Origin of the sequence: Streptosporangium sandarakinum, assembly GCF_013409935.1 — a bacterium.
In the GTDB taxonomy this organism is placed as follows: Bacteria; Actinomycetota; Actinomycetes; order Streptosporangiales; family Streptosporangiaceae; genus Streptosporangium; species Streptosporangium nondiastaticum.
In genome coordinates this window covers 367,886-387,826 of the sequence record NZ_JACCCO010000003.1, presented here as the reverse complement: position 1 = coordinate 387,826, position 19,941 = coordinate 367,886, and the positions used below count along the sequence as shown (strand labels likewise).

The window sequence follows — 19,941 nt, the reverse complement described above, 5'->3', positions numbered from 1 at the left end:
GCCTACCACCCAACAGGAAGCTGGTATGTACCATCAGGGTTCAATGGAATGTGAGTATGCGAATTCGGCCCAGGCTTTCCATCAAGACCAACTGGCTGACCATGCTTATTATAAAAGCGAACATATCCGTATTGATAATGATTGCTCGGATTCATAACTCGAATCATATTAGCGTTCCCCGTCGAGTTGGGGGCCTGCCATACAATCCCTTGACCGTTATCTGCCTTCCTTGCCACCCAGTCACCGCCTGTGCCGGGAGGACGTTGAGGACCAATCGGGAGACATGGTGTCGAATTATGAACTAATAACGGGACAGTTCCCGCAAGAACATGATAGGTATGGAGCCCGTCAACCGAAAGATTGTGAACACGCTGTTCGGCAACTTTCCATCTGGTGAGGCGAGCGACTTGGACGTAAGTTCCCGCGCTGGTACGCAGCCATTGACCTAACTGAAGTTCTCCAGCCGTTCGCCATTCTTTTAGGTTAGCTACCCAGAATGGATGAGTGTCAGTAGCTACCACCGCGCCAACCTTATTACCTTTAGCGCCGTCGATATCTACAGCAACTCGTACTAGATCCTTATCTCCCTTGCTTGAAATTATAACAGAAACGCGCCGAGCTCTTGTTATGCCACTTCTGGGATCAGTCGCAATAACCTTATCGCCAACCTTTAATTCCTCTATTTTCTTATAGGAGCCATCCGCCATAAGCACTTTGGTTCCTGGAAGGAAACTACTGCGACGACACGCTTTACTTGCAGCCCCAAGAGCATTCTCCGTCCCCTTTAGGGCCTTCCCGATTCCAGCAACAGCCTTCCCGGCCCTAGCAATTTTAGCAGCCATTCCGACAGGAGGGGCAGCAAAGTTTGCAGCAAAAACAACACATGCCAATATGTCACCCTTAGTGCAACTTATGGCATCACCAACAAGGAAATTGATAACCTCGTTAGTGGGCCCCATTAGAGGCTTTATCAAATCGGCAAGTGCATCTAGCTGTGCGATTCCTGTAGATGCATTAATAACCTTGTTTGCATCCAGCCCGATGGCTTGAGCAACATTAATGCAATATTCCAACTTCTTGAGCGTTGCCTTGCTGCAGTTACTCTTAAATTCATTCGTCAAAGCGATTTGAGCTGCCGCCGCACGCCATTCCTGGCAAGCCTTCTTGGAATATTTAAGAGCGCAAGCTTCCCACGGATCTATAGTGCCCGGCGCCGGACCGGCCGCCATAGGCGGTGGTGGGAGGAGCTTTATCCAAGATGCAAGTATGTAAGCGTCACTCACATCTGTGCTATACATCTGCTTAATATTGTACTGCAGTAGGAATTTATTTTGTACGGACTTAGGTGCGTTCCAGAAAGTTCCTTCCATTCCTTCAGGCATAGGCCGGCAGTTAGGAAGAAGCTTCGACTTACGGGCCTCTGATTCCGAGCACCATAGCGCCGGATTCGCGTAGTCCCCGAAACGCTCCTCCCACCACATTGAATCTGCATCGCTACTTCCATTGAATGAACAGCAGGTAGGCGAAATGTAGGGCTCCCCAATGGTAGTAGGGGCGCTCCAATCCGCTGCGCGTTGCTGGCGGGCTATCATCTCATCGATGTAGTCACTCCAACTGAAGGTCCATCCCGAAGCCGCGCCCGCACCTGATCCTCCGCTGGGGGCGGTGTTAACCACACACGAGACACTGCATGTCGTGCTGTGTCCGCTGGGGTCGGTGCCAGTGAGCGGACTGGCGTTGGCGTAGGTGTAGCGATTGGCCTGGACCGACGGGTTCGGCTCTAGAGTCACGGTGTCGCGGGAGGTGAAGGTGCCGCTTCCTGGGCGATACCAGCGGGCATCCATATTGACCTTGCCGGTGTCCGGGTCGGTGTACTCGCCCTGGTAACCCAGAGTGTGCACGGTACCTGAGCGATGAGTGACTTCCCCGAATGGGTCATAGGCGACCGAGTCGACCAAGGTGGTGCCAGAGAAAGCACCCACCACATCGCCGTGCAGGTCCGCCATCACGCCGAGCGCCGGGCCGGCTCCCTCTTGAAGACTGAGCAAGCCGCCAGACAGATCGCGCCCATACTTGGCTACAGTGACATTGCTGGCGTTGGCCACGGTAACAAGGTCATTGCTCAGACCTGAGTAGACAAACCGCTGCTGGTCAGTACCCTCGGTGCGCGAAGTCATCCGGCCCAGGGCGTCATAACCATAATTGGCTTCACCATCAGAGATCATCCGGTCGAAGGCGTCGAAGACGAGGTTCTTGGTGACGCCGCCGGTGGTCTCGGTGGCCACCGTACCGCGGGCGGTATAGGTGTACTCGGTGCCGCCGCCGGACAACAGCCGGTTGCGCTCGTCATAGACGAAGGTCTTGTCCCCGGCCTTGGTGCGGTTGCCCGCATCGTCCCACTCGTAGGCGGTGGCCTTGCCGTCCGGGGCGGTCCAGGAGGTCAGGCGGCCGGAGTGGTCGTAGCCGTAGGTGTTGACCCCGGCGCCCGCCGTACCGCTGGTGATCTTGGTGACGAGGTTGTCGTCCTTGTCCCAGTCGTAGGCGATCTTCGACAGCTGGGTGCCGCCACTGTTCTTCAGCGTGTGGGAGGTGAGCCGGTCCACGGCGTCATAGGTGTAGCTCTGCGTGCCCGCCGGGTTGGCGGAGGTCTGGCTGGTCAGCCGGTCGGCGTTGTCATAGCCGTAGGTCCAGGTACGGCCGGTGACCGGGTCGGTGGCCGTCTTCAGCCGACTGGCGTTGTCGTAGGTGTAGGTGGACGTGCCGGCGGTGTCGACGCGCTGGGTGGTGTTGCCCAGGCCGTCGTAGGCGTAGGCGGCGACCTGGACGGTGGCCTTGGACACCTTGGTCAGTAGGCTGCGGTCGTTGTACTCGAGGGTGTAGTCGCCGATGGCGGTCAGCCGGCCGGCCGCGTCGTAGGTGAGGTTTCGCTCGGGGGTGTCCACCCCGGCCCCGGCACCGGTCTGCTTGGTGACCTGACCGAGGTGGTCGAAGACGCGGTCGATGCGTACCCCGCCCGGCTGCAACGTGGTCACGGCGTTGCCCGCCGCGTCGTAGAGGGTGGTCCAGGTGCGGTCGGCAGCGTTCGGATGAGCGGTGGTGGCCGGTTCGATGACCGACTCGGCCAGGCCGAGGACGTTGTAGGTGGTCCAGGTGGCGTTGCCGCGCCCGTCGGTGAGGCGAGTACGGGCACCGGTCGCGTCGTATCCGAACGTCGTGGTGATCGACTTCTCAGCGGAGACCGGCTCGCTCAAGACGGTCAACCGCCCCGCAGCATCGAATGTCCGCCGAGTGACGTGTCCTTCGCCCGAAATGGTACGAGTTTGGTTGCCCACCGGGTCGTAGCCGAAGTTCAGCGTACGGACGATCGCGCCAGTGGCATCGAGGTCTTTGGCACCAGTCTGCCGCCCAGCCAGGTCATAGACAGCCTCGGCGGCGTTTCCCAGCGGGTCGGTCACCTTGACCGTACGGCCCGCGAGGTCATAGGCGACGGTGGACTTGTTAAGGTTCGGGTCGGTGGTGGCAGTGATCTCCCCGGCCGCATTGACCTCGTAGTCAGTCACCTTGTCGCCCGGAGCGACGCTCTTGATGAGGTTGTCGGCGGTGTCGTAGCTCAGGGTCGTGGTGTAGGCGGCGGTGGTCGGCCTGCGCTCGATCCGCGTCTCGGTGATATTCCGGCCGAGGTCGTCGTAGGTGGCCTCGTCACGGGCGCCGGTCGGGTCGATCGTGGCCAGCGGCTCGCCCAGCAGGTCGAACTGGGTCACCCACTGCCCGCCCGGTCCCGAGGGGCCGGGGTCGGTGACCCGTACCGGGTTGCCCAGCGCGTCGTACTCGGTGGAGGTGACGTAGCCGCGCTCGTCGGTGACCTTGGTCTTCCGGCCCGCGGCGTCGTACTCGATGCCGACCTTAGGGGTGACCGCTTCGCCTCCCGGCGGGATGTAGGACGGGGAGACTGTCGAGATAAGCCGACCCGCCTTATCGAAGGCCGAGGTGAGCTTCCGGCCCTCGGCATCGACCGTGTGGGTCACCAAACCGGCGGTGTCGTAACCGAAAGCCACCTTGGGATGCCCATCGGCCGAAGAGCCGTTCTTCTCAATCTTCACCCGCGGAGAGATCGTCTCCACCAGTCGGCCTGCGATGTCGTAGCGCATCGTGGCAGTGAAGTCAGCGGCGGTGGCGCCGGAGGCGTTGCCGCGCGGGTCGGTGGTCGTGACCAGCAGGCCGCGGTCGTCGTAGGTGCTGGTGGAGACCAGGTCGTCGTCGCCGTTCTCCACGGTCTGCCGCGTCACCTGATTCAGCGCGTTGTAGGCGTAGAGGGTGGACTCCGTCCGGGTGGTGCCCGCGCCGGTGAGGGTCTTCTTGGTGACGTTGTTCCCCTCGTCGTACTCGAGGGCGACCTTGCGCTTGAGCGTCGCGGGGTCGAACGTGGTCGAGGTCAGGCGGCTCGCGGCGTCGTAGACGTACTCGGTGGTGGCCTTGCCGCCGCCCTTGACCTGCTTGGTGAGGTTGCCGGCCGGGTCGTAGACGTTGTCCTCCAGCACCACGTCGGTGGTGGTGCTCAGGCCGTTCAACTTGACGTCGTCGGCGACCACCTGGGAGACCAGGTTGTCGGCGAAGTAGGTGTAGGAGGTCTTGCGGCCCATCGCATCGACCTGGGCGGCCAGCCGGCCGCCGGGGTCGTAGGAGAGCGACTGGAGGACCACGTCCTTGGCGGGCTGCGGGCTGACCGGGCTGCCGGTCCAGTTCTTCAGCGTCGTGGTGGTCGGCTCACCGCGCTTGGTGTAGCCGAAGGTACGGACGACACCCAGCTGGTCGGTCGTCGAGACGCGGGCGCCGGTGGCATCCCAGGCGGTGCGGACCACGCCACCCTCGGGGTCGGTCACCGTCTCCACCCGGCCGGAGGCGTCATAGGTGTAGGTGGTGACGCGTTCCGGGTCGCCACCGGTCAGGTCGGACAGCGTCTCGGTCAGCTTGTTGCCGTCGGCGTCGTAGGTGTAGGTGACCTTGGCGGTGTGGGTGACGTTGGTGACCTCGTTCTTCACTCCCGGCCCTGTCTGGGTGAGCATGCGCCCGAGACCGTCGTAGGTGAACGTCGTCGTCGCCCCGGTGGGGTGCGCCTCGGAGACCTCGGTGCGGGTGAGCATCCGGCCCACCGCGTCGTAGGTGAACTTCGTGACCAGGCCGGACGGGCTGGTCTGCTCGGCCAGGTCACCGGCCGAGGTGTAGCGGTAGGTCGTCTCGTTGCCCTTGGCATCCTTCGCCGATTTCACCAGCCCGGCCGGAGTATCCCCGCCTCCGATGGCCGGTTCGGTGCCGTCGGTGTAGGCGGTGGTCGTCGAGCGGCCGTTGGGGAAGTCGGCGGTGACGGGAGTGGTCTCCTTGAGGGGCTCGCCGTACTCGTTGTACTCCCACTTGGAGGCGTAGGTGTTGTCGGTGGAGCCGGAGGACCGGGCGTCCCGGGAAGCGACGAGCCGGTCGTTGCGCGGGTCGAACTGGTCGTCCTTGTTCAGGTAATACTGCTGATAGTCGAGCTGACAGCTTGCGGACGTCCGGCATCTCCTGGAGCTGATGACATTCCCACGCTTGTCATAGAAGCGCTCAAAGGCGTTGCCGTTAGGGTCGGTGATCTTCTTCAGGAAACCACCGGTGTCATAGGCATAGGAGGTGACCTTGCCGAGTTGATCGGTCGTTGACACCGGGCGGTATCCCCGCCAGGCGTCATATACGAAGGTCAGCTTTTCGTTCTTCGGGTCGGTGACCACGACCGTGGACTTGCCGGTCGCCCGGTCATAGGCGGGTGCACCGATTTTCCAGGTGCCACCATCGGAGTCGGTGTGTGAGATGAGCCGCTCGGTTGCCGTGTCGTAGGTATTGACCGCCCATACCCGCCCTGACGGCAGAGTGATCTTCGTTAGTTTGTTGGGGGACTCGGTTCTAGCCCCGAAGTGCGCTGTCACCTCCGCCTCGGTCAGCGGCCGGTCGTAAACCGCGACCTCGTCTACCGTTCCCACCAGGCTGCCACCGATCCGTGTGATGACCCGGTCGTCGTCATCGGATTTCTGGGTCAGCGTGCCCACGGACTGACCGTCCAGGAACAGGGTTTGCTTGTCCCCATCGATGGTGAGTGCCGCATGGTGCCACGCGCCATCGTTAACCGCGGCCGATGAGACAATGGGAGAAGCCGTCGGCAACATGGAGGCGCGCAACTTGCCGTCGGTGCCCACCTGAAGTACGGGATCCGAAGCGCTGTACTCCCCGCTTGAGACGATGCGACCGGTCACTGTGGTCTTGAACCATAGTTCCAGCGTTCCTTGACCACGCAGACGCGACAGGGTGTCCACCGGCAGCTCGACGTAACTGGAACTCTTGAGCTCTGCCGCCGTATCCGTACTGCCCGCCAGTGCGCCCGGTTTACCGAGGGTCACCCCTGAGTAGTAGGCCGAGCCGGCGCCCCACCCCAGATCGGCTCCGTTGTTTCCGGATGCATCACCCAAGCGCCAATAACCAAACGGATCGGCATCCTGGATCGAACTGCGGTACAGCGAGCCCGTCTCGTAGTCGAACTGGGTGCACGTCGTTGTCGGCGTGCACACCTTAGTCAACCGGTCCGCGGTGTATGAGTAGGACCAGGTCAGCGGCTCGCCGTCTACGGAGTCAGTGGAGACACCGGTGACATGCGCGCCCGTCCAGGTAAACGACAGGAATCTCCCACCGCTTCCGGTGACCTTGCTCAGCTTTCCATCCGGCCCATAGGTCAAAGTTTGGCTACGGCCGCGGCTGTCGGTCACTTTCAGCAACCGGCCCTGGGCGTCGAAGACGTATGAGGTGGACGATTTGTCCATTAGGCGCCAACCGCCTGTTTCGACCTTCGCTAGGGTGGCATACATGCCTGGAGGTGGCTGGAAGGTGCCATCCTTCTTCGTTGCGAACCGCACCGTGTGCCCGTCCGGGTAGGTCACCAGCAGGGCCTCATACCCGCGAATCGTCTCCGGAACGATCCGCATGTCGAACCGGGTGGCCCAGCCGGCTCCGAACGCACCATCACGGCGGGGGTCCATGCTGTTGTAGGAGCGCACCACCGACAGGGGCGGCCCAGCGGTTTGAACTGCGATGTCGGTGAAGGTGGTCGTGTAGTTTCCAGGAGCCTGGTGGAACTCCTGGCCGTTAATGCCCCGGGCCGACAGCTGAGATGTGATGGTCGGCTGGCGGACCCCTACGGTGAAGGACTGGATCGAGGAGGACGCTCCCTGTCCACCGATCGTGGAGGCATCCACCGCATACACCTGCCACCAGTACTCTCTACCCCACGATAGGACCCCCTCGGGCACCTTCCATTCGCCGGAAAGACCACAGCAGATCATGTCGTCGTAGTCTTCGGAGTACACGCAGTCACCCATCATGGATGGGGAGTCGCAGATAGTAAAGTCAAACCCGACGGAACCACCAGACCAGGTCTTAGCCGTCGCCGCCAGGGTCGGCTGCAAAGTCATCAGCAGCGACTCATCCGCCGGAGTGAGCGAGGTGACAGTCGGAGCCGGAGGCAGTGGGCATGGCCCTCGGTCCGCCCACACTGTCCGAGAAGCGTTCTCGGGCGGCGTCGTATTAATCCACCCTTCGATACCCTGGAGTGCCTCCCAAATACGGCTGGCAGAAGCTACCCGCTCACCCTTGGTGACCGAGTAGTTCGACTTCCATGGCGAAACGTTCCCGCATGGAGGAGTGCTCGACGCCAGGGCCTGCGACAAAGCCTTGCCCTGAGGATTCTTCGCCTTCGATGGATGCGGAGCGCCCTTCTGAGGTGTCGACTCTTTCACGAACCGTCCTTCGGCTGGAACCGCCTTCTTGGGAGCATCGGATGCCGAGGAAAGCTCTTTCGTTCTGACACCCGTCGCCGTCTGAGCCGAGGGCACAAGGGAGGGAACACCGGACGCCGTCCCGGAAAGCTGAACCGGAATCTCTCCGCTTCGCGGGGAAAGCATCGGAACAGTTATGCCGGCTTCGACCGTCGCGGACATGGCCGGCAAGGCTGGAAGATCGAGAAGTGCCGGAATTAGAATGGTAAGGATTACGCCTGCCAGCACGCGGCTCGATCGTGCCCATGACGAAAAACGGCGCATACGCCGTCACCCTCCGAACAGTCCGCGCGACGGCGAATGCCATCGCGTTTCTCCACCCCGCACGGTGCCACGCGAGCGCGGGCCGACGGTTCGGAGGACAGCAGTCAGCAAACGATCAGAAGATACACATGGAACGATCCGCTCCACAAGATCTAAATAAGGAGTGAATAAGAAAAACAATGACTTCGAAATCAGGAACGAAGGATTGTCACATGGCTGATCACGCAGAGTAATGATTTGAGTGAACAGGGGGTCCGTAGGCCGTATTACGGGATGACACTTTCGGCCCCGAGTGTCTTCGGATCATGTGACCGCCCCCGACCGACGGCGACAGCGTCACACCGGCCCACGCGGTGCCGTACAGCAGGCCCACGCGAACGGGTCACGTGCCGGAACGGGAGTCAGGAGCCCGCGCGGGCGAGGGCTTCCAGGGGGTCGGCGAGGACCTGGGCGAAGGCGAGTTCGGCAGCGCCCATCAGGGTCGCGTCGTCGCCGAGGGCGGAGGTTCGCAGGCGCAGGCCCTCGCGCGAGGCGGCGAGGGCGTCCACGGCGAGGCGGCTGCGGACCTGGGCGGCGGAGCCGAGGTAGACCTCGCGGAGCATGCCGCCGAAGATGACCATCTCGGGGTTGAAGATGTTGACGAGGTTGGCGACGCCCAGGCCGAGCCAGTCGCCGACCCTGCTGAGGGCCGCCTGGGCGACGATGTCGCCCCGGTCGGCGGCGTCGACCACGGCCCGTACGGCGTCGCGGCCGATCAGGCGCTCATGACGGCCGTCGGCCCCCGGGCCGGCCGTCTCGAACCCGTCGACGCCCAGGTCGGCCGTTACGGAGACAGTGCCCAGCGGCGTCTCCGGGTTCTCACCCGCGCCCCGGGAGACACCCGGCATCCGATCCGGGCCTTGCGACCCGCCCGAGTCCCTGCCCGTACCCGTGCGCGACGCGCCCCGGGGGACGCCCGGCACCCGCCCCGCCGCCTCCAGCAGCGTCCGCTCCCCCACCTCCGCCTCCAGGCAGCCCAGGGACCCGCAGCCGCACAGGCGGCCCTTGGGGTTGACGACCATGTGCCCGATCTCGCCGCCGAAGCCGGCGTGGCCGCCGAGGAGCTGGCCGTTGACGATGATGCCGCCGCCGACGCCGACGTCGCCGTGCAGGTAGATCAGGTCGCGGCAGCCGACGCCGACGCCGCGGGAGTGCTCGGCGAGGGCGGCGAGGTTGGCGTCGTTGCCGACCTTGACCGGCATGCCGAACGCGAGCCGGCGGGTCATCTCCTCGGCGAACGGCACGTCCTCGGCCGGGCCCATGTTGGGCCCGAACCGCACGACGCCGTTGCCGCGGTCCACGCCGCCGGAGAAGGCCGCGGCGACGCCGACGCACACGGTGTCGGGGCGGGTCTTGCGGCGCATCTGCCGGGCGAACCCGGCGAGCGGCCCGACGATCTCCTCCAGGGAGAAGGGGCCGCGCCGCCGTACGGTCTCGCGGCGGTCGAGGATGGCGCCGCCCAGGCCGACGCGGGCGGCGACCAGCCGGTCGACGCCCACGTCGAAGGCGAACACGTAGACCCGCGCCGACTCCGGCCGCACCACCAGGGAGGGGCGGCCCGCCCGGCCGGTCTCCCTGGGCAGCTCCTCGCGGACCAGGCCGGCGGCGGTCAGGTCGGCGGTGAGGGCCATGATGGTGCTGCGGTTGAGGCCCATCCGGCTGGTGAGTTCCGCACGCGAGGTCGGGCCGCCGAGGTGGACGTGCCGGAGGAGGGCGCCGAGGTTGTGGCGCCGGATCTCCTCCTGGGAGGGGCCAGCCCGCATCGCGTGGGTTTCCTTCGAGGGGTCGGGGTCGCTGCTCACCTTAGACCAGTGGCGGCGGCCCTCTTGCGCGACAGGGCGTCGACCCCGGCGGCCAGCAGCAGGACCGCGCCGGTGACGAGGTACTTGACGCCGGAGCTGTAGCCCATCAGGCCCATGCCGTTCTCGATGACGGCCACCACGGTGCCGCCGAGGATGGCGTCCAGCACGCGGCCCTTGCCGCCGAAGAGGCTGGTGCCGCCGATCACGGCCGCGCCGACCGCGTACAGCAGCACGTTGCTGCCGCCGGTGTTGGGGTCGACGGAGCTGGCGCGGGAGGCGGCGATGATGCCGCCGACGGCGGCCATGCCGGAGCAGATGACGAACGCGCTGATCTTCATCCGGTCGACGTTGATGCCGGCCCGGCGCGCGGCCTCGGCGTTGCCGCCGACCGCGTACAGGTGGCGGCCGTACGCGGTGCGGCGCAGCACGAACGTCCCCAGCACCAGCAGGATCACGATGATCGGCACGACGACCGGCACGCCGGTCAGCGACACGACCGCGGGGTTGCGGCTGCGTTCCAGGTTGAGGATGTAGACGGCGACGCCGCCGAGCACGGCGAGGGCGCCCACCCGGGCGGCGATCAGCGCGATCGGGTCGGAGACCAGTCCGCGGGAGGCCCGCTTGCGCGCGCGGAGGAGCTGGAGCGCGGCGTAGCCGACGACGCCGAGGGCCAGCAGCGCCCAGCCGAGCGCGGGCGGGAGGTACTTGTTGGCGATGGCGACGATCGTCTGGTCGCGGATGGAGATGTTGGTGCCGCCCTTGACCAGCAGCAGGACGAGTCCCTGGAAGCCGAGGAAGGCGGCGAGGGTGACGACGAAGGAGGGGATGCCGAGTTTGGCGACGACCGTGCCGAGGGCGGCGCCGATAACCACGCCGGTGAGGATGGCCGCGAGGACCGCGACGTACCAGGGCAGGCCCTGCTCGGTGAGGAGGATCGCGAGGACCGAGGCGCAGACGCCGCTGGCGAAGCCCGCCGACAGGTCGATCTCGCCGAGCAGCAGGACGAAGACGAGGCCCATGGCGATGACGGTGATCGCGGCGCCCTGGGTGAGGAGGTTGGCGAAGTTGCCGGGGGTGAGGAAGGAGGGCCGCAGGATCGAGAAGACCGTGCACAGCACGACCAGGCCGAACACTGCGGGAAGCGCGCCCATGTCGCCGCCGCGCACCCGCTCGGCGTAGCCGCGGACGCTGCCGCTGATGGTGGGGGCCTCGGGCGCGCGCGGCGAGGCGATCGTGTCGGTCATGCGCTGACTCCGTTGGTGAGGCCGAGGTCGCCGCTCCGGCCGGAGGTGATCAGTTCGACGACCTGCGCGTGGGTGCCGTCGGACGTCCTGACCTGCGCGGCCATCCGGCCGAGGTAGAGGGCGGCGATCCGGTCGGACACGGCGAACACGTCGTTCATGTTGTGGGAGATGAGCACGACGGCCAGTCCCTGGTCGGCCAGGCGGCGGACCAGTTCGAGGACCTGCGCGGTCTGGGCGACGCCGAGCGCGGCGGTCGGCTCGTCGAGGATGACGACCTTGCTGTTCCAGAGGACGGCCTTGGCGATGGCCACGGTCTGGCGCTGGCCGCCGGAGAGACTGGAGACGTGCTGGCGGATGGACTTGACGGTCCTGACCGACAGGCTCTCCAGGGTCCGGGCGGCCATCTCCTCCATGGTGTCCTCGTCGAGGACGATGCCGCGCCGGTGCTCGCGGCCGAGGAACATGTTCTGGACGATGTCGAGGTTGTCGCAGAGCGCGAGGTCCTGGTAGACGATCTCGATGCCGAGCTCGGCGGCGTCGCGGGGGCTGTTGATATGGACGTTCTTGCCGTCGAAGAGGTACTCGCCGGAGTCGACGGCGTGGATGCCGCCTATGCACTTGACGAGGGTGGATTTGCCGGCGCCGTTGTCACCGACCAGCGCGGTGACCTCTCCGGGGTGGACGGAGAAGTCGACGTCGTGCAGGACCTGGACGGGGCCGAAGCTCTTGTCGATCCCGCGGAGTTCCAGTACGGGGGTCATGGGGGTTTTTCTCCCTGTGCTCGTTGCGCGCGGCCCTCTCGCGGCCCGGCCGTTCACCTCTGGGCTGTTCACGGCCCGGCCGTTCACCGCCGGGCCGTTCGCCGCCCGGCTTCTCACCGCCGGGCCGGCGCCCGCCCGGCCGAGGGGTACGGCGGAGCCGCGCCCGGGCGGGGTGCGCCCGCCTCCCGTGAGGCGGGCGGGCGCACCCCGGCGCATCGTTACTGGATTCCGGCCTCGGTGCACTTGTCGGCGAAGTCGCCGGTGCACAGCTCGTCCTTGGTCACGTAGCCGTCCGCCACGACGTCCTTGACGTTGTCGAAGTAGATGGCCTGCGGGTCCAGCAGGACGGCCGGGACGTCCGCGCCGCTCTCGGTGTCCTTGACGCTGCCGCTCGCGGCCGGCTTCTCGCCCTTGGCGAGGGCGATGGCGAGCTGGGAGGCGGCGTCGGCCTCCTTCTTGATGGCCTTGTAGACCGTCATGCACTGGTCGCCGGCGAGGATGTTCTGCAGGCCCTGCACGGTGGCGTCCTGACCGGTGACCGGGACCTTGCCGTTGAGGTTGTTCTTCTTCAGCACGGTGATGGCGGCGTTGCCGAGGCCGTCGTTGGCGGCGAGCACGCCGGCGATCTTCGGCTGCTCGGTCAGCATCTGCTCGAAGATCGTGCCGGCCTGGGCGTTGTCCCAGTCGGGCACCGACTGGTCGGGGCCCTTCTTGTAGTCGCCGGAGTCGTACTTCGGCTTGAGCACGCCGTCGTAGCCGTTCTTGAAGAGCGTGGCGTTGTTGTCGGTGGGCGAGCCGTTGAGCTCGGCGATGATCGGCTTGTCGGCCTTCTTGTCGGTGAGGCACTTGACGAGGCCCTCGCCCTGCAGCGTTCCGACCTTGGTGTTGTCGAAGCTGACGTAGTAGGCGGCGCCGCCGCCCAGGGTGAGGCGGTCGTAGTCGATGGTGGCCACGCCCTGGGACTTGGCCTTGTCCAGCACGGCCTTGCCGGTGCCGCTGTCGAGGTTGACGATCATCAGCACGGTCGCGCCGTTGGTGATCATCTGGTCGGCGATGGTCTGGAACTGGGTCTTGTCGCCCTGGGCGTTCTGGATGTCGTAGGCGACACCCGCGGCCTTGAACGCCTCTTCCAGATACTTGCGGTCGGCCGTCTCCCAGCGGGCGGAGGACTTGCTGTCGGGCAGGATGACGCCGACCTTGCCGGCGGTCTTGGCCCCGGCGCCCGCGGAGGAGGCGGCGCCGTCCGGGGCGGCGGTGGTGGCGCCGTCGTCTCCGCAGGCGGCGAGGCCGAAGGTCAGGAGCGCGGCGGCGGCGGTCAGGCTGAGGATCCCCTTGCGCATCGCACGGGTCCTTTCGTCATGGGGGGCGGGGGTAGGGGGTAGGCGTACGGCATGCCGGATCAGCGGGTACGGCCGGCCGGTGCCGGCCTGCCATCCCGTTGAATGTTGTTTGCCGCAACGTATTCCGCCGTTGGCCAGAGCACCAGACTTTTCGTCGGTAAAGTTTGTTGCCTCCGGTAACAATCCAGAAACACGCACTCAACCCAGCGCGCTGGTGATGATCAGCGAGAGCGCGGAAACGGCGGCCAGCGCGAGGATCGCGGTCCTGACCCGACCGCCGTCCAGGAAGCGCCGCAGCGGCCTGGACACCGCGAACCCCGCGACGAGGAAGGGGATCAGCAGCGCCCCGAAGGAGAGCGCCCGAGCCGGAAGCCTGTCCACGAACGCGAGGACGACCAGCGACTGGCAGGCGCTGATCACGAAGAACATCGCGAGCGTGGCCCGGATCTGCGGGCCCTTGGCGCTCTGGTAGACCAGGGCCATCGGCGGGCCGCCGATCCCGGTCGCGGTGCCGGTGATCCCGGAGACGAAGCCCGCCCCGGTGACGGTCCCGCCGGTACGGCGCACCGCAACCGCCCGCCCGGTCAGGCCGACCGCGAGCAGCACCATCGCCCCGACGAGGACGCCCAGGGCCCGTGTGGAGACGTAGAGGACGACCAGGCCGCCCAGGAGGCTGCCGGGCACCCGGCCCAGGAGGGCGAACCCCAGCCCCCGCCAGTCCACCCTGCGCCACTCCGTGGCCAGCGTGAACAGCGGCAACGTGGCGTTCACGACCTGGGCGGCCCCGGGCATGAGCGTGGGGTCGAGCAGCGTGATCAGCGGGGCGGCCACCAGGCCCAGCCCGAAGCCGATCGACCCCTGCACGACCGCCCCGGCGAAGACCGCCAGGCCCGCGCAGACGACGATGAAGGTCTCATGAGTCACAGGGCGACGGTAGAGCCCGGGTTCCCGTCACCGAAAAGGAATTTTTACGGGACGGCCGAACCATGGGGCGGCCGGACCGCGAGGCAGCCGGACCGCGGGGCCGCCCCGGGGGACCGTCGGTCTCCCGGGGCCGCCCGGCCGGTGAGGGTCCGGACACGTCGAGCCGCCCGGCGGCGAAGCCCCGGGAAGCGCCGAGCCGCCCGGCGGGAGGTGTCCCGCCGGGCGGCTCGGTATGGGGTGTCACCCCGGTGCGGGCGCGGGGGCGATGTCGCCGCCCCCGCGCCCCCCTGGCTCAGCTCTTGGCGAGCAGGGAGCGCAGCACGTACTGCATGATGCCGCCGTGGCGGTAGTAGTCGGCCTCTCCGGGGGTGTCGATGCGCACGACCGCCTCGAACTCCCTGTCGTCGGCCCGGACCGTCACGGTCCGCGGGACGCCGCCCTCGTTGAGGGCCTCGACACCGGTGATGTCGAAGGTCTCCTCACCGGTCAGGCCGAGGGACTCGGCCGTCTCGCCCTCGGGGAACTGCAGCGGCAGCACGCCCATGCCGATCAGGTTGGAGCGGTGGATGCGCTCGTAGGACTCGGCGATCACGGCGCGGACGCCGAGCAGCGCGGTGCCCTTGGCCGCCCAGTCGCGCGAGGAGCCGGAACCGTACTCCTTGCCCGCCAGGACGACGAGCGGGACGCCCGCGGCCTGGTAGTTGACGGAGGCGTCGTAGATGAAGCTCTGCGGGCCGCCCTCAAGGGTGAAGTCGCGGGTGTAGCCGCCCTCCACGCCGTCGAGCAGCAGGTTCTTCAGCCGGATGTTGGCGAAGGTGCCGCGGATCATCACCTCGTGGTTGCCGCGGCGCGAGCCGTAGGAGTTGAAGTCCCTGACCTCGACGCCGTTCTCGCGCAGGTACTCGGCGGCGGGCGTGCCGACCTTGATGGCGCCGGCCGGGGAGATGTGATCGGTGGTGACCGAGTCGCCCAGCTTGGCGAGGACCCGGGCGCCGGAGATGTCCGTCACCGGCTGCGGGTCGCGCGGCATGCCGTCGAAGTAGGGGGCCTTGCGGACGTAGGTCGAGGCCGGGTCCCACTCGAAGGTGTCGCCGGTCGGGATCGGCAGCGACCGCCAGGTCTCGTCGCCCTTGAAGACGTCGGCGTAGTCGTGCAGGAACATCTCCTGGTCGATGGAGGAGGCGACGACGGCCGAGACCTCCTCCGGCGACGGCCAGATGTCGGCGAGGAAGACCGGCTCACCGTCGGTGCCCGTGCCCAGCGGCTCGTTGTTCAGGTCGATGTCCATGGTGCCGGCGAGGGCGTAGGCGACGACCAGCGGCGGCGAGGCCAGGTAGTTCATCTTGACGTCGGGGTTGATCCGGCCCTCGAAGTTGCGGTTGCCGGACAGCACCGCGGTGACCGCGAGGTCGTTCTCCTGGATGGCGGCGGAGATCTCCTCCTGCAGCGGGCCGGAGTTGCCGATGCAGGTGGTGCAGCCGTAGCCGACCAGGTTGAAGCCGATCTTGTCGAGGTACGGCTGGAGGCCGGAGCGCTCGAAGTAGCCGGTGACGACCTGCGAGCCCGGGGCGAGGGAGGTCTTGACCCACGGCTTGCGGGACAGGCCCTTCTCGACCGCGTTCCTGGCCAGCAGCGCCGCGCCCATCATGACGTAGGGGTTGGAGGTGTTGGTGCAGCTGGTGATGGCCGCGATGGTCACCACGCCGTGGTCGATCTCGAAGCTCGTGCCGTCGGACAGCGTGACCTGGACCGGCTTGCGGGGACGGTCGCCGTTGCGCCCGGGGGCGTGCGGGGCGTCGCCGTCGCCGCCGTGCGAGATCGCCGGGGAGTCGGACGCCGGGAAGGACTCCTCGGACGCCTCGTCGACCGGACCCTGGACGCTCGGGGCGTAGTCCTTGACGGCGGCGCGCCAGGCGCTCTTGGCCTCCGACAGCGCGATGCGGTCCTGCGGGCGCTTGGGGCCGGCGATGGACGGCACGACCGTGGACAGGTCGAGCTCGAGGTACTCGGAGAAGACCGGCTCCTCGGCGGAGGGGTCGAGCCACATGCCCTGGGCCTTGGCGTAGGCCTCGACGAGGGCGACCTGCTCCTCGGAGCGGCCGGTGAGACGGAGGTAGGTGATCGTCTCGCCGTCGATCGGGAAGATCGCGCAGGTGGAGCCGAACTCGGGGCTCATGTTGCCGATGGTGGCGCGGTTGGCCAGCGGCACGCTGGAGACGCCCTCGCCGTAGAACTCGACGAACTTGCCGACGACGCCGTGCTTGCGCAGCATCTCGGTGATGGTGAGCACCAGGTCGGTGGCGGTGGCGCCCGCCGGGAGCTTGCCGGTCAGCTTGAAGCCGACCACGCGCGGGATCAGCATGGAGATCGGCTGGCCGAGCATCGCGGCCTCGGCCTCGATGCCGCCGACGCCCCAGCCGAGGACGCCGATGCCGTTCTCCATCGTGGTGTGGGAGTCGGTGCCGACGCAGGTGTCCGGGTACGCCTTGCCGTCGCGGACCATGACGACGCGGGCCAGGTGCTCGATGTTGACCTGGTGCACGATGCCGGTGCCCGGCGGGACGACCTTGAACTCGTCGAAGGCGGTCTGGCCCCAGCGCAGGAACTGGTAGCGCTCGCGGTTGCGCTCGTACTCGCGCTCGACGTTGCGCCGGAAGGAGTCGGGACCGCCGAAGAAGTCGACGATGACGGAGTGGTCGATGACCATCTCGGCCGGGGCGAGCGGGTTGATCCGGGCCGGGTCGCCGCCGAGGTCGCGGACGGCCTCGCGCATGGTGGCGAGGTCCACGACGCAGGGGACGCCGGTGAAGTCCTGCATGATCACGCGGGCCGGGGTGAACTGGATCTCCACGCTCGGCGCGGCCTTCGGGTCCCACTGGCCCAGGGCGCGGATGTGGTCGGCGGTGATGTTCGCGCCGTCCTCGGTGCGGAGAAGGTTCTCCAGCAGGATCTTCAGGCTGTACGGGAGGCGCCCCGACCCCTCCACGGCGTTCAGCCGGTAGATCTCGTATTCCGCGTCCCCGACGCGGAGCGTGTCACGGCTGCCGAAGCTGTTCGTGGACACGGTTCGCCTCCCTCAGTCACCCTGTTGGTCTTGAAGCGCCATCTGCGAGGGCGCATTTGAAATCCTGCCGCACCTGCGGAGCGCCCATGTCGGTTAGGTACGCCTAACCCGGGACCGCCCGCGGACCGCGGCGGATGTCTCGACATCAAGATATCGTGCCAGATATCTCGACATCAAGTTAACTGCCAACACGGCGACGCTGCGCGCCGCGGCTCGAGGGCTCTTGCCCGGTGTCTTCCCTCGTCATTCGCTCGCTGCGCTCGCTCTCTCCTCGGTCCAGACACCGGCGCCCCCTCGCGGCGCCCCCTCGCGGTACGGGACGGCCGTATGGGATGGACCGCGGGGCGTGGGCCTCTCAGAACTGGACGAACCGCATGCAGAGCAGGCCCACGACGATCAGGGAGAGCAGGGGGGCGAGGAACTTCTGCTCGAAGGCCCGGCCGGTCTTGATGCCGATCTTCCACGGCAGCACCCAGCGCGCGCGTATCGGCCACAGCACCGGACAGCCCTTCTCCGTGCAGCAGTCCCCGACGACGTGGATGAGAGAGCCGATCCCGACCGCCAGCCCGAGCCAGGCGTAGCCCACGTGGTAGCTGCGGAACACGATGAACAGCCCGGCCGTCAGGCCGATGTCGACCATCGCGGAGGCGACCTTGTTGCCCGGGACGCCGATGCCGACCGCCCGGATCGCCAGGCCGATGAGCAGCGCGACCAGGATGTCCCGGCCGAGGGGGTAGGTGTTGGCCAGGTAGTGGGCGCCGAACCCGACGGCGACCGCGAACACCAGCGAGTGGGTGGCGTTGCGGTGGCCGCCGCTCAGCCACGCCACGGCCTTGCTCAGCACCCAGGTGACCGGCCCGAAGGTCTGGGCGATCGTCGCGCTGGGGTGGTCCAGGTCGGGCAGCATCGCGGCCCCGGCGCAGACCAGCGTCCCGGCGATGAACTCCGCGGGGGTGAGCGCGTTCACCATGACGCCGGCGTCCACGAACCGGGAGGACTCGGTGAGCAGCGGCAGCGCGGCCAGCGTCGGCGCCACCCCCAGCCAGGCGACCGCCCCGGTGAGCGCGTGCGTATGCCCCATCATCGGCCCAACACCCCTATCAAGATCACTAGAGGGAGAGTACGGCAAAGCCTCTCAAAAGGAGCGGACAGTGCCATCTTCCGCCCTTGGCGTGTCGCCCGGGCGTGATCAGTGTCTTACCGGCGGGGCACCCGCTGGGCCGTACCGGTGAGGCCCGCTCACCCGAGGACGGCTTGGGCCCCGGCCCAGGAGAGGGAGCGCGGCCGGAAGGGGTCCGGGAGGCGGATCACCGGGAGGAGCCGGAAACGGCGGGAAGCGGCGGGGGGCGGGGGAAGAGACACCGGGGACGGAACGCCCGGCACGACGGAAGGCGAGGCGCCGGAGGCGGCGGTGATCGGGCGCCGGGAGCGGCGGAGAGGTGCCCCGGAACGGCGAAGGGCCCGCCGGGAAACCCGGCGGGCCCTCACCTTGCCCCTGGAAACAACAGACGGGACCGTTCCGTGCCGAAAGCACCCCCCAGCCCTTCCGACACGGAACGAATCCCGTCTATGTCATTTGTAACGCCCAGGTCTCGGTGGTTGTTCCGAAATCCGCCGAGAATTAGGTGATCTACCTCACTTTTTTGCCCGATGACCTCGATCTCGGCCTCGAACGCCCTCTCCGGCCACCCCGAACCCCCTCTCCGGTCATGTCCGAATCATCGCGGCCGCGGTGGGCGACGGGCGGCGGTGCGCGACCCACCCCGCCGGGCTTCGCCACTCCCGGGGGTTGTTGACGAAATAGTATCGATATATCTTTGAAGCATCGAGAACATTCGGAAGACGATCGACACGGAGGTGCACATGAGTTCCGCACACGCCATGGGCGGCCCCTGGGAGGCCGCCGACCCGCGACGGATCCGGCGAGAGATGAAGCGCGCGGCAAGGGAGGCCGTACGGGCGATGGCCACCGGCTGGCACCAGGACGCGCCGCACCACGGCGGTCACGGCCCGCACGGTCCGCACGGGCACGGCCCCCACGAGGGCGGGCCGCACGAGCACCGCCACCGCGGGCACCGCGGCCCCTTCCCCGGCGGCTCCTTCCCCTGGGACTTCGGCAGGCGCGGCCCCTTCGGCGGGCCGTTCGGCGGCGGTCCGTTCGGCGGTGGCCGCGGTCAGTTCGGCAGGGGGCGCAAGGCCAAGCGCGGCGACGTCCGCGCGGCGATCCTGGCCCTGCTGTCGGAGGAGCCGCGCAACGGCTACCAGATCATCCAGGAGATCGCCCAGCGCAGCCAGGGAGGCTGGAAGCCCAGCCCCGGCGCGGTCTACCCGGCGCTGCAGCAGCTCGCCGACGAGGGCCTGGTCCTGTCGGAGGAGAGCGACGGCCGCAAGTCCTTCCGGCTCACCGACGCCGGCCGGGCCTACGTCGCCGAGCACGCCGACGAGCTGCGCGCCCCCTGGGAGGAGATGACCCCCGAGGTCGACGACAGCACCTGGGAGCTGATGGACATCGTCCGGCAGGCGGGGTTCGCCATGACCCAGATCCTGCAGACCGGCAGCGACGCCCAGATCCGCCAGGCCCGGCAGACGCTCGTCGAGACGCGCCGCAAGCTGTACCAGATCCTCGCGGACGGCGACCAGGACGAGGAGTGAT

The 19,941-nt window shown here is 67.0% G+C and carries 9 protein-coding genes; 1 reads left to right on the top strand and 8 read right to left on the bottom strand.

The window, feature by feature from the left end; all coding sequences use genetic code 11:
* Positions 1–2: 2 nt before the first annotated feature.
* The 8 genes from HDA43_RS36120 to HDA43_RS28140 form a co-directional block, all read right to left on the bottom strand.
* Positions 3–7,487: a LamG-like jellyroll fold domain-containing protein gene (locus HDA43_RS36120; RefSeq protein ID WP_179827024.1), complete on the bottom strand. Its 7,485-nt coding sequence runs from the start codon at positions 7,485–7,487 to the stop codon at positions 3–5.
* Positions 7,488–8,515: 1,028 nt separating this feature from the next.
* Entirely contained in the window at positions 8,516–9,916 is a 1,401-nt protein-coding gene (locus HDA43_RS35480) for an ROK family transcriptional regulator (RefSeq protein WP_246424743.1), read from the bottom strand.
* 35 nt (positions 9,917–9,951) lie between these two features.
* Entirely contained in the window at positions 9,952–11,199 is a 1,248-nt protein-coding gene (locus tag HDA43_RS28165) for a sugar ABC transporter permease (RefSeq protein ID WP_179827022.1), read from the bottom strand.
* Positions 11,196–11,960, bottom strand: coding sequence for an ATP-binding cassette domain-containing protein (locus tag HDA43_RS28160; protein ID WP_179827020.1), 765 nt, complete (start codon positions 11,958–11,960; stop codon positions 11,196–11,198). The genes HDA43_RS28165 and HDA43_RS28160 overlap by 4 nt, the downstream gene beginning before the upstream one ends.
* 218 nt (positions 11,961–12,178) lie before the next feature.
* Positions 12,179–13,300, bottom strand: a complete 1,122-nt coding sequence (locus tag HDA43_RS28155) for a sugar ABC transporter substrate-binding protein (RefSeq protein WP_179827018.1) — start codon at positions 13,298–13,300, stop codon at positions 12,179–12,181.
* 198 nt (positions 13,301–13,498) lie between these two features.
* Complete coding sequence (locus HDA43_RS28150) at positions 13,499–14,224, bottom strand: sulfite exporter TauE/SafE family protein (RefSeq protein ID WP_179827016.1); 726 nt, start codon at positions 14,222–14,224, stop codon at positions 13,499–13,501.
* Between the two features lie 292 nt (positions 14,225–14,516).
* Positions 14,517–17,288, bottom strand: coding sequence for an aconitate hydratase AcnA (gene acnA, locus HDA43_RS28145; protein ID WP_179827014.1), 2,772 nt, complete (start codon positions 17,286–17,288; stop codon positions 14,517–14,519).
* 355 nt (positions 17,289–17,643) lie between these two features.
* Positions 17,644–18,372, bottom strand: coding sequence for a metal-dependent hydrolase (locus HDA43_RS28140; protein WP_179827012.1), 729 nt, complete (start codon positions 18,370–18,372; stop codon positions 17,644–17,646).
* 779 nt (positions 18,373–19,151) lie between these two features.
* On the opposite strand from HDA43_RS28140, the gene HDA43_RS28135 reads away from it, so the two are divergent.
* Positions 19,152–19,940, top strand: coding sequence for a PadR family transcriptional regulator (locus HDA43_RS28135; protein WP_179827010.1), 789 nt, complete (start codon positions 19,152–19,154; stop codon positions 19,938–19,940).
* Position 19,941 lies beyond the last annotated feature (1 nt).

Coding starts and splice junctions, on each gene's coding strand:
- HDA43_RS36120 (WP_179827024.1), bottom strand. CDS start 7,487: ATGACTTTGCAGCCGACCCTGGCGGCGACGGCTAAGACCTGGTCTGGT.
- HDA43_RS35480 (WP_246424743.1), bottom strand. CDS start 9,916: ATGCGGGCTGGCCCCTCCCAGGAGGAGATCCGGCGCCACAACCTCGGC.
- HDA43_RS28165 (WP_179827022.1), bottom strand. CDS start 11,199: ATGACCGACACGATCGCCTCGCCGCGCGCGCCCGAGGCCCCCACCATC.
- HDA43_RS28160 (WP_179827020.1), bottom strand. CDS start 11,960: ATGACCCCCGTACTGGAACTCCGCGGGATCGACAAGAGCTTCGGCCCC.
- HDA43_RS28155 (WP_179827018.1), bottom strand. CDS start 13,300: ATGCGCAAGGGGATCCTCAGCCTGACCGCCGCCGCCGCGCTCCTGACC.
- HDA43_RS28140 (WP_179827012.1), bottom strand. CDS start 18,372: ATGATGGGGCATACGCACGCGCTCACCGGGGCGGTCGCCTGGCTGGGG.
- HDA43_RS28135 (WP_179827010.1), top strand. CDS start 19,152: ATGAGTTCCGCACACGCCATGGGCGGCCCCTGGGAGGCCGCCGACCCG.